We start from the raw sequence: 16,289 nt of genomic DNA, 5'->3' as shown, positions 1-16,289 counted from the left end.
TGGCTGCATCTACAAAGCTCTAATTCGATTTGGATTCTTCTGCGCATGTGAGACTCGTAAAGCATTATCTAAGATAGCTCATAGACTTGGTGACTACATTTTCCAGCCACGTGAAAAAGTCGTGTACGCAGCACTGATTCGCTTTAAAGCCATGAGCGTGACAAATAGAAAGTTAAGAAGAAAGAAGGCGGCGAGACAAAATAAGATTCTCGATAATAGTTCACTGATGCTCTTGGCCAATGGGGCCATACATAGCAAGCCAACAACGAAGAGCCCATCCAAAACAGTCCACATAGATATATGAAAAGATTCATCAACCATTGTAAACTCGCGATCGAGTGGTTTTGGATCTTTTTGAGAGCTCATTTGCAAGCGCAATTGAAAGAGAAGTACCGCAACACCACACATAAGGCCAGAAATTATAGAGATGCAGCTAATGAGATTAGATATTAAATCTTCAAGGTTAATGCAGCCGTCAGGCCAATTAAAAAACAGAGCCACCGACAGCAAAGCAGGAACAATTAGCTGAACAAATATATCGCCGTGCGATATTTTATTAGTTTGATAATTGCGGAGTGTATCAATATATTTGATTAGAAGTTGCCAGAAGTCAATTTTGCCCATGTTACCGACCTTCCGGAGTAACGTAATAGACTATTTATCTCTATTGAAAACATCCTCTGCTCTAGCGAAACTATCAAGACAAACGGCGATAAACTGATCATCAGAAAGTGGCGGCTGTCCTGACTCATTTAATACTTCAGTTATGGGAACTGCGAATTCCTTATCAAGCATAAACGTTTTAGGTTTTCCGTCACGTTGCTTTAGCGTGGCAAAAACTTCTTCTCGACCAGAATAGTTGCTCGTAACGCCAAAATACTCCGCAACCGCTTTCTTGTCTTTAATCATATCAATTGTCGCTAGAGGGATGCGAAGGCCTCTTTTATGCTTTGCAATGAATGACATAGTTCCCACGTTTGCCACGGTACCGTCTTCAATGTTTTTGGAGGGGCGATAACGGCGAAGTTCGAATTGCTCCACTCCCGTAAATGCGTCAAGTGCAGACCTTTCTTGCACTCGTTCTGATTTTAAGGATATTCCTGTTGAATGACTGGCAATATAATTCTTTAGTGCTGTAACTGGCACTGAGGCGCCTCCGCCATTCGGAACTGATTCAATCCCAATCAGCGCATAGCCTAATCCAGGAGTACATTTAATGAGTAGCCTAGAAGGGACCATACCGGCCATTTCCTCTGTGTAGGAAATTCCACTATCGGTCATTGTTCTTGTGTCAACGACATCAACATGAAGTCCCGCGCGACCAGATTTTAGATTGATTAAAACACTGTCATTTATTTGCCTATAAGAATCGAACTGAATGAACCGTTCACCTTCATTTACTTGAAACGGCGCGTTATTGTCATTAACAAAGCTAAAAATGTAGTCTAGTAAAGGTTTGTTGCCGTAATTCGAGACATCAAGTCTTTCCTCCTTGTGTCTATAGGTATTTGCCCAAAGCCTATAGACAACAAGTGAGTGCATCGCGAACAATCCGGGCATTAAAGCATCTCCTTAAGCAACCATATTCATGATGATGCAATTCTATTCCTGTTGGTGGACTTATGAGATAACAGTTTAGATAACAGCTGATGATTCGGGGGCCGCAAGGTCCCCGAATGCCATGCTCTTCCCAGCCACCTTGATTATCAACTTCCCAGCCAAACAGAGAATTTGCCCGAGCGCCCACCCGGATCTTTGTTTGGCGACAATCCCTCCAGGTGGGCGTTCGGGCGGATGGGACAGATCCATATGGGAAGAGCGAACCCCTTCAGGGCGCTCGTGGCGGGCCTTGCCGCCGACGAGTTCATGCTGCTCAGAGAAGCCGTCGACGAGAGGCGCTGCCGCGATGAGGTCGGCGTCGGCACGCTTGCCGAGGCCGCCGCGCCCTATCGGCCGGACCCGAAGTGCCCGGGTTTCGGCGCGCGCGGCGCCTGGAGGGACGGGTCCACCGCGGCCGGGGTCCCGAGATGGCGATGCCGCTCCTGCGGCAGGAGGTTCACCTCCCTCACCGGCACCGTCCTCGAGCACTGCCGAAAGCCCCTCGCCACCTGGGTCTTCTTCATCAGGCTCATGCGACACAACGTCCCCGTCGAGTGCGCGGCCGAGCTGTGCGGCGTCACCCACAAGACCGCCCTCGAGTGGCGGCACCGCGTGCTCGCCACGGTGTCCGGCTACCAGGATCGGATCGTGCCGCGCGACACCGTCTGGGTGGACGAGACCTGCATCAACAACACGGATCCCTCCAAGGGCTAAGGGCAGGCTCGCATGCGCGGCCCATCCCGCCAGATGCTCTGCATCTGCGTCGACATCGACTTGCGCAAGAACCTCGTCGCGGTCGTCTGCGGCCACGGCAAGCCCAGCTCGGCGCGCATGAGGGAGCCCATGGGCGGCAGGATAGCGCCCGGGGCACTGCTGATCCACGACCCGGAGAGGGCGCATAACGCGCTGGTCAGGGACGGCGGGCTCGAGAGCGAGGCACATAGGGCCGAGTCAACGACTCGGTATACCTAAATCGGATGGAGATGGTGAACGGCCTGTGCTCCTGGCCCAAGCGCTACCTGTGACGGTTCACGGGGATGTCGCACAGGAACCTGCAGGCCTACCTCGACTGGTACGTCTAGCTCTTCCGGGTCAACCAGGAGCGCGACAGACGGGAGCCGACCACAAGGGTGGCAGGCAATATCCTGATGGCTGACGCGACCTACCGAAGCTTGGGGTAGGTGAGACGTCACCCGTTATCTAAACCATTAGAATTCGGGTAAAAACCTAGAAAGCCATTCACACAGTTCAATACGAGGAAAGGATTGAAATAATGCACCAACTAATTATTCTTGGAAATGGATTCGACTTGGCGGCAACCGCTAAGTTTTCATCAATGGCAGCTATCTCAAATGCAGCTGGGTAAGGTCCCACGAGAACATGGCCTTGCTGGTCGCCAACAGCGTCAACTCCGTCGGCGACCGGGAGCCCATCTACGACTCCGAGGGGTAAACCAAGTCCGCGGAGTCCTGGCGCGATTTCTTGTCCCGACTCAAGGAACACGTGCTCTCCGGTGTGCGGCCAGACGGGGACGAGACAAAATGCGTCAATTTACGAAAGAATCTTGACGGCACCTCAAACAGATACATTGTTAAAATATGTAACGCACGCCTTTTTTATTCAATCTAAGAGCTAGTCTTGCACCCTTAGGGTAAAAAACACATCTGCAAAAGTATTAGCGAACAGAAAACTCCCTTTATTTACAGCTTCAACTCGAGGGTCATTTAATTTCCCGATATAAATTAAAGCGCATACCCCCTCTACAAAAGCTCGACGACTCTTCTCTGAAATAAGAGATTCGTCCGACGTGGATTCATTAATTTCAATAATCGAAGAATCTAGCTGGTTTATAAAACGTTCACTATGGCTCGCCAAATTGTAAACACAAGAGAATGAGCGGCCGCATTTAACCTCATACCATTGTTCGGGTTCATAATAAGAGAGCACTATCAAAACCGGAAGAAGCGCGAACTTCGGAAAGACTTCAGCGGTTCTATAGGAATAAAAGGGTGAAATATATATGAATTCAAAAATGGATCTAATTTGATCGAACAATCTGTTTAAAGCACGACAAGATGCGTTTTTATAGTCAAGTAATTCTCCGATTATATCGATAAACGGATGACCCCTGTTAACTCTTAGCCCCTTAAACTCTAAGTAATCCAAAGGCATAATGCGTTGAAGCTCTATACGCTTATCATAGAAACGTTCTAGATAGGCCCTGCCAGAAAAATGAGAACCATAGACCCCTTCAAGTGAACGGGAAAGCTGAACAATATCCGTAGAATAAACAACGATTACATTTGGAAGTTGAAATATGGCTTTTGTCTGCTCTAAAAAACGAATAGCAAATTCAGGCCTACAGCGATCTTAATCGTCGATAAATAGAATGGCAAATCTTGCAACTCTCGGAATTAAACTCGATATAAGCCGATTTAACTTCTGCCGTAGCTCAGTCCGTGCCCTATAATCTTCTAGAAAATCCTTTTCATCGAAACAGTTGGATAGATTTTTAATATCAATATCAATATTGTGAATTGCAAGAAAACAGTTGATGATTTCTGAAATTAACAGCGGAATATTTAATGATGTGTCTACGCAACTCTCATCAATAGATTCGGAAAAGGAAGCCAGGAGAGGAAGAATCGGATCTTCAAAATGATCGTTCTCCCATGCATTAAAATACAAAGGAACAAAATGGCAGATATCGTCATCTTTCAATATCTCATTGAATTGAGAACCCAATTCAATGCAATTAGCACCAAAAGCCGGATTGAGACTTTTAAGAATCCATTCAATTTGTTTTACGAAAAAAGTCTTACCCGTTCCCCAAGGCGAATCCACTATAAAAGTATAAGGTGGTTTAACCATGAGCAACATTTTTAGGAAAATGGCAATATCTTCCTTTCTGCTTAGCGAATTTCTATCGAAAGCAGACTGAATCGCAAATGAAGTCGGTTCTTCATCCACGCGGCTAATAACAGGTCGCCTTATAGAAGCCATATGATGACTAACCCTTCTTAAACAGATTTCTCATGTTCACCCTGTCCGCCACGTCCGCGAGCTCGTCGTTCCAGCGGTTGGCCACTATCACGTCACAGCCGGCTTTAAGGCCTCAAAATCGTGCCTGACCTCATAGACCATCACGGGCATACCCTTGGCCTTCACGCGCTTCATGACGCCCTGGATGGAGCGCACATTTCTGAGCCAAAGATGTCGCTACGGTCGCGACAATATAGCGCACGGCCTGCTAGATGCCGGGTAAGTTGCAAAGAAGCGCATCAAGACTGTTTGGCTTTATCGAATTCGACTCTTAGGAAAAATTATTTTTAAGCAACGCGATGACATCACTATTAATTTCACTTATACGCCTATCACTGCTCATTTCGTCTATGGTCATCCACCGACAACGTCGATTATTGTGAGAAATGAAACTGGACTCTCTCCAATTTGGAGATAAATTAGAGAGGACAGCCGTGTATAAACGATAGTGATAATAGCGAAGTTCGCCATCATGCTCTGTCGACCGTTTATTAGAATCGCACTCGGTAACAAAAGAAATGTCCGAAGGGTTAATGGTTATACCAAAGCCTCTATATAAGGAAGCTGATAGCGCCTGTCTTTCATATTCTCCTGCCCCGATAGCATCCCCTCTATGATTAGGTAGAAAATCGCAGTCCCAGCCATCATCATGATATAAAAGAAACCTAGTCCCAAACTCATAGTTCCCATCAACCAGAGCAATAAGAGAGCTATTAATTTCAATACGCTTAGCCTGAAGAATCTCTCTATTTAAATCATCCACGGAATAAGGATGGAAGACTGACTTATATATAAGGAATAAACCGCGCAGAATTAAAACTAAACCAATTACCCCGACAGCCCCTTTAATGTACCCACTAACATCGGAGAAAAATATGGATATAGAGTCAACAAATCCGCCGAGAACTAAGCCGACAGCATCCCAAGCCTTAAAATCTCCTAGATCACCAGACCTTCTGAGCAGAATGTTTGACAAATCTTTGTCATCTATATGGATAATCAAGGAACCCTCATAAAATAATTCGAAAACTCGAACCCAATGCATCAAATACTTTAATCACGAATAGTCAAGTAAATGATGTTAAAAGCAGCCGTTTCACCCATACCATCTCCACGCCTGGCCCACCAACTCGGATCAACATGCAGGAAAAGCTGAATAAAATTACCTCAATAGAGTTTTTATAGGCTTAGCTAAATGGTGCTTAATTAAAGCAACTTTATTGTGGAGCCTCTGTCCGAGAGAGGGCCTGAAGTCATACTTGGACATCAACTCCTCGATATCCATTCCTGAAGCAAGATCTTCCATAAACTCGTCGCGTTTCTCATACGGGGCAACCGATTTGACCAAGCTGGGGTTGCCGGCGAGAACCTGTTCGATGGTCGCATCGCCGCAATCAACCAGATCCGCGACTGTCTCAAAGGCAGCAACGCCTTTCTCGGTGTTGCAAATCACAGCGGAAACGCCCTTAGAATAATCGACTTCGGGATGGATGCCCTGGAATCCCCAGAAGTCACCTAGGGTGATATCGGAGCCGCAGCCCCTCTTGGCAGGACACACGAAGCACGAGGGCCTCAGCGACGCATTGGCCAGAAACGCTTTCATGTACCAGTCTTGATTGAAAATGGTGGACTCGCAGGAAGAGAATGGGTCTTTCTCCGCTATGTACTCATACATAGCGGAGTAAGACAGCCATCCGGCTGTCTTACTCCGCATATTGACGTCAGAGACGTTCGAACCACGGAGCGCATTTTTGTAGTCAATCCAATCCGACCAGAGGCGCGGCGCCGGGACGCCGTGGCAGATGACGTCGACGGTCAGGAGCAGGCCGCTCTCCCCCGTTTTTCCCAGATAGCGCTTGAGGCCCACGATCTGACACGCCGTACCGGCGAAGAGCACACGGCGACCCGAGAGGATTGAATCGCGAATCCCCACGTAGACCTCCCTGTCGACGCAACTCTGGACGTACTTGGATCGCATGACGCAATCGAGAGAGGCAGCATCCTCGACCAGAACATGCTCGACGCGGCGACAACCGTCGGCCCAGGCGGCTCCGCAGACGACACCACCGTCCGCAATCACACTTTCGGCCAGGAGGCCAAAGATGCCGCCGCTAGAGGAAGCCTCCAACAGCTCACTGGACTTGCCCTTGGCCCAGCGGATCCCGAGAGCTTCGTCGCACTTGCCCCCGCCAAGCGCGGGACATACCGACTCGCACGCATGGCACCCCACACAGGCGCCTGCATCGATAACGGGATGTAGGAAGCCAAACTTATCCTCCTGCATGGAGATGCACGACTTAGGGCACTTCGCGGCACATGCACCACAGCCACAACAGGCATCGCCGAGCTTGGATATCTTCATCTCGTCATAAGACACAGCGAACTCCTAACGAAGGAACGGCAGGCGAGCAGCGAGCATGTTCTTCTCGTCGGCATCGAGTACGAACGCCCACATAGCGGCCATGAACTGGACGGTGTAGACAGCACCCCAGCAGAGGAACAACGCCCATCCAGTGACGGGCACGAAGGCTGATCCCAGCAGGCATGCTGCGAGGACGCAAGCGGAGACCAACAGCACGGGAAGGTTGCGGCGCCAGTAGAAAACCATATCGAGCCCAATCCTTTTCTGGTAATACCAGTTCATAAAGAGGCCGTTACCCAACGAAATGCTCAGAATGTAGGCGATGGCCGGAGCCCAATAACCCAGAACAGGTGACATAGCCCAAGTGAACACAACGTTGATGCCCGCCGTGCAGAGATAAACGACGGAGCGAGCCTTGTGCTTGTTCTTGGCGCGCTGAATCTCGATTCCTGTGTTCTGACACAGAGGAATTCCCAGTGGCAGCGCCATGGCGCAGATAAGCCAGTACGCGTCCATGAAGCCCTCGCCCGCCCACTTGGCAATGAAGAAGCGCCCGAGAAGGACGAATCCACAGTACACCCAGCAGAATAGGAACATCTGGTAGCGTCCCACGCGCGTCATGAGTCGGGTGAGTTTAGTGTTGTCATCGCTTGTGGCTACGATACGATTGATCATTGGAACAAAGACATTCGACATCACCGTTGAAAGGGAAACGAAGACGCTACGAACTTGAATTGAAATTGCAAACACTGATACGGTGACGGCACTCGTAAGAGCGCCAAGTAACATATTTGGAACACTCTGGTTAACCAGTTCACAAATCTGATTACCAAATATCCACGCGCTGAACGCGGCAATCGAGAGGAAGAGAGACCCGTCAAAGTGGAAAACATCAAATCTCATGCCAAGCTTTAAGACTGCGAACCTGGCGTTCAGAACCAACAGTGTCAATGTAACTGCAAGCTGCGCCGTCGCAACGCCCGCCGTCCCCATCCCAAGATTGAGCAGCACGAAAGCCACGCCAGGAGTCGCCAAAGTTGTGAACATCTGCCTCGACTGTTGAAACTTGAACTGTTCATGGGCAAGAATGTACGCATCGAAGACGGTTGAAAAAAGCGTCACGGCGACGTTGAACGACATTATCACCATGAGCTTACCCGCGAGTCCCACCTGGTTGTCCGTGAAACTATCTGAGAAAAATGTCCCAACATTAGCAGAAAAGAGTAGGCCCAGCGCAAGGGCCACGACACAGACCGCAATGTAAAGCATGAGATACATGCCGTTGAGCCTGCGAATGTCGCCCTCGCTACCCTTCGCTCGTTCCTGCGTATAGAAGCGGATGTAGGCCTCGGAAAAGCCGAAGGTTAGAAGTGTAAGCGAGAATACGAACGAGTTGGACGTCTGGTATACGCCGTAGTCAGCCTGGCCCACGAATGCCAGCAGCATGGGCGTATAGACGAGGTTGACAAGGTTCTTGACTATGATGTTTGCATAGCCGAGTATCGCACCGGTCTTACGTTGGCTAACCATGATAGACAATTTCTTTTCTCGATTTGCTGAACAGGGATCGATTAAGGAACGAATCGAATTTTGCGCGCTCAATTCGAAGCTTATCCTCAACATCAAAGGATTTTGGCTCCCCGCTTTCGAGGTAATTCCAATTTGCTTCACGCCAATTACCTAGGCCAAGCTTCTCAGCCAAGGTATCGAACCGATCGCTCATGTCGAATTGCGAACCTGCGCGTTCGAACATCAGAAGCGGCTTACGATATAGGAGCGTAAAGATGCTTCCGTGGTAAGAATCAGTAGCAACAAGCGAAGAGTTCCTTATGAGGTAGATGAACTCAGAAGGTCCACAGGCAAAGAACCGAGGATCCCCCAGAAGATCTACGACCTCCAATCCCGCTCGTTTGCAATATTCGTCGAACATCGCAACCTTGGGAGAATCACTACCGAGAAAGTACTTCAGGGCATAGCGCCTAGGAAGTAAAGCCGCAGGCGCTTCGGCGAGTTTATCCCAATCTGCAGCGTCAAGCATAAGGGTTGGATCGATCAAAACCTCCGCGTCCAACCCAGCGCATTCCTTAATCAATCTTGCGGCGTTCTTCTCCCTAACCGATATGAAATCAAACGCAGCGAGTCTTTCCCTGTATGCGCTTTTTTTCGCCATGGGCAGCTCAGGTGCAGAAATGCTAGCCGAGAGAGACACTCTCTTGACACTTTCGGCAAAGCAAAGAAACATAGCACCATTGCTATCAGGAATGTAAGGGGACCAAATCTGATCGCTTCCCGCTACAAAAGCGTCGAAACCATCGGATTTTCTCGGCGGGAAATCCGGCAAAGAATAATTCGGCTCATATTTAATATGTTCCTCATCGAATCGAAGAAACGCTGAATGCCTCGCTCGTTTGGCCCCCCTCTTACCAGCGAAGCTATCGACAAGAAAAACTTTAACCTGGTGCTTTAGGCTGCAACGTGGCTCGCTTTGGCGAATCGTGCTCGCATCCGCTCCCCTTCTTTGAAGCAGCTCCTGAACAGCATAATTCTGCAGACGCTGACCATAATTGTCCCCAAATGTAAAAGTAACAATCCCGACCTTCATATTACCAGTCACTCCTTAGAAAGGGTCGACGTACTCTGAGCAATGGACTTCCACCTTTCGACGAGCGCAAGCCCTATAAGCAAGAACAGCAAGGCATTATTTGCCCTCGTAAAACACTGAGTGTAGATTGTCGCAGTTGCCGCAAGCGCAACAAGGGAAAGATAAAGAACGTATGGTCTGCGCCCCCGACACCCGCAAGACACGCAGAAGACATAGAAAGCAAACAGGGCAATAAGGAACCAAACGCCCAGAAGGATGACCAGCGATCCAAAATCAGCTTGGCCGAAATGAGTAAACCCGCAGAAAGCGCCCTCGTGGAATGTTGCTGCGCCCAAACCGATACCAAAAAGCCAGCTTGACGCCAAATTTAAAGCATAACCGATTATTGCAATTCTCTCTCCACTGCCCACCGCATCGGTTCCTATCGAACTAGAGCTTTCCACAAGGTCAAATAACGACAGGACATTGTCATCAAAAAAGTTTGCGAACGATGAATTGCATATGTACAGCAAGAAGACAATTCCCAGCAGGACAGCAAGAAACATCAGGCCCTTGGCGATTCTCATGAAATTGATCGATGACAAACCTTCGGCATAGAAAAGCAGAAGAACGATGGGCATCAAGGCGAACAAGGCCTTGTTGTCGTTCAAGGCGGCAATACCAAGTGAGCTAGCAAGAACCGCCGCCGCGCAACAAACGACGGGGATTCGCAACTCCCCGCTTCCATCCCGTATGCTGTTCAAATCAATGAGCAAAACGAAGCACGAGAACAACGCAACGGCATGGGTCGAAGCATACATGAAAAGACCTGAAATCAGGTCTTCATAGAAGGGAATTTGGCCCGTCATGGGGGCGGCCGCCATAAGAGAATATGGGTAATAGACCTGAATTAGGATAACTATACAGTTGACGGCATAGACAACGTTAAAGAAAACAATCCATCGCCGCTTGCCGAAATCCAGCAAATCTGACCCGTTGGTCTTCAGCATCACGATGAAGAGCGCATAGAAAAAGAAGGTCTGTATGGCTTTAAGGTTGTATGAGGTCTTACCGGGAACTATGCTCCCAGCAGAGTAACTCAAAACAAGGAGCATCGTAATTAGGCAGACGAGGAAAAGCAGCTTCTTCGGAATCTTCCAGCCACTGAAGATAAGGCGAACTCCAATGAGAAGAAAGATAACGTTATTTACGATTCCGGCCATACCAAGGTATTCAAGCAGAAAAACCTTAGCCATAATCAGACTGATTATCAGTGCATCTATCCCCGACCCTGTTTTTTTCTCAAGAATACTCATATGGCGAACTCTTGTTTACGTTTCCGTGAATTTGCAGCCTCGATTTTTTTTCGCTCCCGACATGAATAGAAAATACGCAGCGGCAAAGAGAAGCAATTGTCTAGCCGGAATCTGTAGGTTCGGCATTGCCTCTCATTTTCGACGGCATTTTGCGCAGTCGGCATGCTCGGTTTCGCCAAAGCAATGAATGCGTCATTGGTCGCGAGGGCCATCGCGCCCCCATCGTGATTAGCGCGGAACCCGTTCAACAAATCCAGCAACTTATCAGGCTCGTCGAGCAGCTGGCTCAGCTCCTGCTCCGAAGAAAGAACCTGGCCACAATGCGTCATACTCACAAACTCAGCTATGTTACCGCTTGATGGACAAGTGATGATAAAAGCATTTGAGGCATATGCCTCCATGCAGGTGTACGAATACGTCTCTAGGCATTGAGACCAAAGTAAAGCAGCGTCCACATTCTCGCGTCGCAGCTCGTCAATCATAGCATTGGGTTTTCCTGGTGAAAATTCGACGAAGACCCGTCTCATTCCGCTAGGTAAAGGCTTCGTCTCGTTGTTGAACACAACGAATTCATATTTTCCCTGGCCACGAAACGCGTCAACAAGGCGACACCAACAGTCCCAGCCTTTTATAGACTGTTGTTTCCCAAGATATGCAACTTTGATCGCATGATTGGGAGGAAGCATCTCCTTGTTGTCAAGATAAACCCCGACGTATCTTTGATGTGGAATTACCGTGCAATGCCCCTTTGCTTCCGGATGGAAAGATTGCACCATTCTTTCGACAACGCTTGAAGGGCAAGCAAATACTATGCGATGAAGCTCGTTGTGCAGAAGCCTCCAGATGCAATCTTCACGAATAATGCTGTCAGCGTAATAGGCACATCCCACGCATTGTGCGTCGCCTAATCTAGCAGATCCGCATAATTGTGTACTGTCCTGTATCAAATTATAGTTTGTGCAGCACAGGTAGTAGTCATGCACATATACGACCAGCTGGACCTTAGGATACGAAGATACTATGCCAGCAATCGATTCAAGGTTCCATCCCATGAAGTGATGGATGTAAATGCATCCCAGTTCATACTCGCCATCGAGCAAACGTCCTACCCTAGCCAAGAAAGCTTCAAGGCTGAAAACTCCTGCGAACTTACCATCGCATATCACACCGAATGAGTTGCTGAAAAGCCTCTTTGTAAATTTAGAAGAACCGCCAATGGGAAATAAGGCAACATACTTGATGCCAGCGTCATTGGCAGCAACCTGATGACTCATAACGACCTTCGGCGTACCCGTACGGTCAATAAGATAGTTCGAAAGCGTTATGGCAATGAACAGTTTCTTCTTTTTCATTCGTTTGGCCCATCCTGCATGATGGCCCGCAATGTCGCATCAAGATATGCATACCCCCACAGTGAATCAGGTTCCAGGTAGGCACCTTCTCCCCACTCGTTCCAAGCGTTTAGAAAGACCATCTTCTTGTCTAAGTCGCGCCTACGGCGCACCTCGTCAATCGTGTCCGCAAGCCATCGTCCATATAGCTCAGGCGTGCTCCCGTGAAAAATCGTTCCTCTGTGATTCCTTCGGGCCGTGTTGTCCCACATGGGCATAACGGCGGGATAGACCTTCTTATCGCGGCTCCAAGTCGCATATCGCTTATTCTCGACCAAATCCGCATAGTCATAGACGGTGCCGCCGAAATCTTCGCGCAACGGACGCACCTGTTTGGTTATGTTGCGACAGTTGTGCTGCACCTGCTTGGGTTGGAACTCGCTCTCGGCATCAAAGCCAACTGCCGACCAATCAATGTTGGTATCACGCTCTTGCACGGCAATAAGATAGGGTTCTGAGCCGCATTCGTCCTTACAAATGCGGCGCCACTCAGAAATCACATGCTCCGGATCTCGAATAAGCGACGGGCGATACACGGATAGGACGGGCTTGCCGTCTATTCGGAGATATCGCTCATCGCTGAAATCATGGACAACATCCCTCATGAAGGCGGTGTAGTTCTCGGAACTCTGGGTGATCTCCATCAAGACATCGTTGCTCGTACCGCTGAATCGCTTTGTCCAGTTTTCATTCGCCCAGCAATAAAAGAAAGGCATGTCAAGGTTTGAGTCATCCAGAAACATATCTAAAGGTCCTTCGAGAAGTCTCTGACCACCATCGAACCAGTAGTAGTAAAAACAGAAAGCTCCTACGCCATAATTCTTCGCAAGCTCAATCTGCCTTTGCATATTGCATTTCAAGCGCAAATCGTAATAGCCGAGCTCGCCGGGCTTCCTTGGCTGATAATGCCCCGTGAACTGAGGGACGGCCTTGCAAACATTGTTCCACTCAGTGGTTCCTCGTCCCCACCAGGAGTCATTTTGAGCATTGGGGTGGAATTGCGTCAAATAATATGCCACCAACAGCACGTCCGACTTAGCCTCATCATGCCTTCGATAGCCGACATAGCCCTCGGCACGCGCATCATAACTTTCTAGGACATACTCGGCGTAAGAGCTCAAAAGGTCATTATCAGCCACAATACGCAAGGAGCCCGCATCGGCTGCCGCTTCGCGTACGAGAATACGCTCATAACGCCTGACTCTGAGGTTTTCTTTAAATTCAGCGCTCAACGGGAGTTTCCAAAACAAACCTTTAAGCTTCTCGTTGATTTGTCCGCAATTATAAAGATTCATCGACGTTCACCATCACGTATTCCAGCCTCGAGAGAAGAACGACCCAAAGCTTCCGCGATCCGCTCGCTCGCATGTCCGTCGCCGTAGGGATTGGAGGCGCGGGACATGGCGACGTACTCCTCGTCGTCGCAAAGAAGCCTACTGAACTCGCGGTAGATGGCCTCCTCCTCGGTGCCGACGAGCTTCAGCGTGCCTGCTGCCACGCCCTCGGGACGCTCGGTGGTGTCGCGCATGACGAGCACGGGCTTGCCCAGGCTCGGGGCCTCCTCCTGGATGCCGCCCGAGTCGGTGAGGATGATGTGGCTGACGGCCATGAAGTTGTGGAAGTCGAGAACCTCGAGCGGGTCGATGATATGCAGCCGGTCGAAGCCGTCAAGCTCCTCGTGCGCCGCCTTGCGGACGAGCGGGTTCATGTGGATGGGGTAGATCGCCTTGGTGTCGGGGTGCTCCTCCATCACGCGGCGGATGGCGCGAAACATGCGGTGCATGGGCTCGCCCAGGTTCTCGCGACGGTGCGCCGTGATGAGGATGAGGCGGGAGCCCTCCGCCCACTCGAGCTCGTGGTGGGTATAGCCATCGCGAACGGTGGTGCGAAGGGCGTCGATTCCCGTGTTGCCGGTAACCCAGATCTTCGACTCCGGCTTGCCCTCGTCCAGAAGGTTCTTCTTGCTGGCCTCAGTGGGGGCGAAATAGTACTCGCTCACGATGTCGACCGCCTGACGGTTGAACTCCTCCGGCCAGGGGCTGAAGATGTCGTGCGTGCGCAGGCCCGCCTCAACGTGGCCCACAGGGATCTGCAGGTAGAAGCACGCGAGCGCAGCGGCGAAGCTGGTCGTGGTATCGCCGTGTACGAGCACGACATCGGGCTTCTCGTCCTCGAGGACCGCCTTGAGCTTGAGCAGCACGTCGCACGTAACGTCGAACAGAGTCTGTCCCGGCTTCATGACGGCCAGGTCGTAGGCGGGTTTGACGTCGAACACGCGAAGCACCTGGTCCAGCATCTCACGGTGCTGACCGGTGACCGTCACCACCGTGTCGAACTCGTCGGGGCGCGCCCTCAGCTCGTTCACGAGCGGGCACATCTTAATGGCCTCCGGGCGAGTGCCGAAGACGAGCATAACTTTTTTCATATCAGCCTTTCAAAGCAAGTTGATAGCCGTCGAGAGTTTTCTCAGCAGCCTTCTCCCACGTGTATTCCGTAATTACCTTTCGGCCGAAAACCTCGTCGTAATTGAAGGCGTAAGCCTCATCCAGCGCAGCCCTGATGGAGGAAGGGCTGCTGACATCGCAATAAAACGCGCTGTCACCGAAATAATCCCGCGTCGTTCCTTTGGGAGATACCACGATATTGCACCCCATAGCGGCTGCCTCCAGACTCACGAGGCCCGGCGTCTCGAACCAACTAGGCAACACGCTCACACGGCACTCGCGGCACAGCTTGTAGATGTCTTCGTTGGGAATTTGCTCGATCCATTCCATGTTCGGATTGGCTTCTATCTCCGACACAACCTTGTTCGCATACTCGATATGCCCGGGAGACTTCTTTCCCACAAAGACGACCTTGTAATCCGACCCCTCCACCGCCTTGATTAGGTTGAGCTGGTTCTTGCGAATGTCGATGCGGCCGATGCAAACAATCCATCCACTGAATCGCTCGTACCCCGTTGATTCAACCTCTTTCGCGGCCTTAATGCTCGCGACGTCGACGGCATTGGGGACGACCACATAGTTGTCGGTGCGAAAGCCGAGATGAGCCGCTATCTGGTCCATCTCGGTCTTTGCATTTGGCAGGAACACATCGCAGTTGTCCAATATCTCGAGCTGCATCTTTTGGAAGCTATGTGTCATAAGGTAGCGTGCACCCTCGCTGCGCTCCCCGCGCAAGACGTACTTTCCGAAGGCCTTGAGGCGCTCCATTCCATCGACGCTAAGATGTTTTCCCAAAAAACCTCTCAGGCCGTTTGCTGCGCTTTTTTCGAAGCTGTCAGTCGGCCAGTAAATCGTGGAGAGCACGACAGGCTTTCCGGCCTCCTTGGCGTTTTTCGACTGGATGAAAGTTTCCTGGACCCGCGTGAGGTTGAACAAGTGGACCACATCGTATCCAGAAACATCGGGTCGCAAGTCCAAGGACAGGTCGACATCAATACCCTTTGATTCAAGGGCCTCCTTCGTCTTTACAAGTTGTGTCGTGTCACCGCCCGCTAGATCAAAAACGTTTTGGCGGGTCTGCATCAGTACTTTCACAGCTGCTCCATATTTGCTTTTTCAGAAGAGCCAAACAGGTATTCTTCCAGCTCATCCTCCCAGTCGGGCATGTGGAAGCCGGTCGACTCGAGCTTGGACAGGTCGAGCGCGGAGTGGACCGGGCGCGGGGCGACGGGGCCGGCGGCATTCGCGTAGTAGTCGGCGGTCGACACCGGCACGACCTTGCCCCCGTTGCCGTTGGCGGCCTCGAAGACGGCGCGGGCGATGTCCGCCCAGCTCTTCACGGCGCCGGAGCCGGTGCAGTCGTAGGTGCCGTAGGGGGCGTGCGTCCCCAGCACGTGGAAGATGGCCTCGGCCATGTCGCGCGTGAAGGTCAGGCGGCCCAGCTGATCGTCCACGACGGTGACCTGCTCGAGCTTGTCGTCCGGGTCGGCGACGCGGTCGGAGAGCGCCTTCATGGTCTTGACGAAGTTGTGCCCCTCGCCGATGACCCAGGAG

At 50.6% G+C, this 16,289-nt stretch carries 14 protein-coding genes and 1 pseudogene; 2 read left to right on the top strand and 13 right to left on the bottom strand.

Annotation, left to right across the window (positions count from 1 at the left end):
- Positions 1–93 precede the first annotated feature (93 nt).
- Positions 94–624 (bottom strand): hypothetical protein, encoded by a 531-nt coding sequence (locus DW171_RS07255; protein WP_118270842.1) that lies wholly within the window; start codon positions 622–624, stop codon positions 94–96.
- Positions 625–654: 30 nt separating this feature from the next.
- Positions 655–1,560 (bottom strand): hypothetical protein, encoded by a 906-nt coding sequence (locus tag DW171_RS07250; RefSeq protein WP_118270841.1) that lies wholly within the window; start codon positions 1,558–1,560, stop codon positions 655–657.
- 234 nt (positions 1,561–1,794) lie between these two features.
- Here DW171_RS07250 and DW171_RS07245 point away from each other — a divergent pair, with 234 nt between their 5' ends.
- Entirely contained in the window at positions 1,795–2,313 is a 519-nt protein-coding gene (locus DW171_RS07245) for an IS1 family transposase (RefSeq protein ID WP_147357350.1), read from the top strand.
- A gap of 12 nt (positions 2,314–2,325) precedes the next feature.
- Positions 2,326–2,571 (top strand): hypothetical protein, encoded by a 246-nt coding sequence (locus tag DW171_RS07240; RefSeq protein ID WP_118270839.1) that lies wholly within the window; start codon positions 2,326–2,328, stop codon positions 2,569–2,571.
- A 660-nt stretch (positions 2,572–3,231) separates the two neighbouring features.
- On the opposite strand, the pseudogene DW171_RS10435 reads toward DW171_RS07240, so the two are convergent.
- From DW171_RS10435 to DW171_RS07180, 11 genes and pseudogenes are all read right to left on the bottom strand, one after another.
- Positions 3,232–4,470: pseudogene (locus tag DW171_RS10435) on the bottom strand (P-loop NTPase fold protein).
- A gap of 442 nt (positions 4,471–4,912) precedes the next feature.
- Positions 4,913–5,644, bottom strand: a complete 732-nt coding sequence (locus DW171_RS10085; protein ID WP_147357349.1) for a hypothetical protein — start codon at positions 5,642–5,644, stop codon at positions 4,913–4,915.
- A 159-nt stretch (positions 5,645–5,803) separates the two neighbouring features.
- Positions 5,804–7,018 (bottom strand): Coenzyme F420 hydrogenase/dehydrogenase, beta subunit C-terminal domain, encoded by a 1,215-nt coding sequence (locus tag DW171_RS07220; RefSeq protein WP_118270837.1) that lies wholly within the window; start codon positions 7,016–7,018, stop codon positions 5,804–5,806.
- A 9-nt stretch (positions 7,019–7,027) separates the two neighbouring features.
- Positions 7,028–8,533: a lipopolysaccharide biosynthesis protein gene (locus tag DW171_RS07215; protein WP_158571035.1), complete on the bottom strand. Its 1,506-nt coding sequence runs from the start codon at positions 8,531–8,533 to the stop codon at positions 7,028–7,030.
- The gene (locus DW171_RS07210; protein ID WP_118270835.1) at positions 8,526–9,605 is read right to left on the bottom strand and encodes a polysaccharide pyruvyl transferase family protein; all 1,080 of its coding nucleotides are present in this window, start codon (positions 9,603–9,605) and stop codon (positions 8,526–8,528) included. Before DW171_RS07210 ends, DW171_RS07215 begins: the two co-directional genes overlap by 8 nt.
- A gap of 8 nt (positions 9,606–9,613) precedes the next feature.
- Positions 9,614–10,900, bottom strand: a complete 1,287-nt coding sequence (locus DW171_RS07205; RefSeq protein WP_118270834.1) for a hypothetical protein — start codon at positions 10,898–10,900, stop codon at positions 9,614–9,616.
- Positions 10,897–12,252 (bottom strand): hypothetical protein, encoded by a 1,356-nt coding sequence (locus DW171_RS07200; protein WP_118270833.1) that lies wholly within the window; start codon positions 12,250–12,252, stop codon positions 10,897–10,899. The genes DW171_RS07205 and DW171_RS07200 overlap by 4 nt, the downstream gene beginning before the upstream one ends.
- Positions 12,249–13,586, bottom strand: a complete 1,338-nt coding sequence (locus DW171_RS07195; RefSeq protein ID WP_118270832.1) for a glycoside hydrolase family 99-like domain-containing protein — start codon at positions 13,584–13,586, stop codon at positions 12,249–12,251. The genes DW171_RS07200 and DW171_RS07195 overlap by 4 nt, the downstream gene beginning before the upstream one ends.
- Positions 13,583–14,716 (bottom strand): non-hydrolyzing UDP-N-acetylglucosamine 2-epimerase, encoded by a 1,134-nt coding sequence (gene wecB, locus DW171_RS07190; protein WP_118270831.1) that lies wholly within the window; start codon positions 14,714–14,716, stop codon positions 13,583–13,585. The genes DW171_RS07195 and wecB overlap by 4 nt, the downstream gene beginning before the upstream one ends.
- Position 14,717: 1 nt before the next feature.
- Complete coding sequence (locus tag DW171_RS07185) at positions 14,718–15,830, bottom strand: glycosyltransferase (protein ID WP_118270830.1); 1,113 nt, start codon at positions 15,828–15,830, stop codon at positions 14,718–14,720.
- The coding region (locus DW171_RS07180; RefSeq protein WP_147357347.1) for a sugar nucleotide-binding protein at positions 15,827–16,289 on the bottom strand (463 nt) is incomplete at its 5' end. The genes DW171_RS07185 and DW171_RS07180, both read right to left, overlap by 4 nt.

Origin of the sequence: Collinsella sp. AM15-2, from assembly GCF_003471985.1 — a bacterium.
In the GTDB taxonomy this organism is placed as follows: Bacteria; Actinomycetota; Coriobacteriia; order Coriobacteriales; family Coriobacteriaceae; genus Collinsella.
This window is presented reverse-complemented; position numbering and strand designations above follow the sequence as displayed.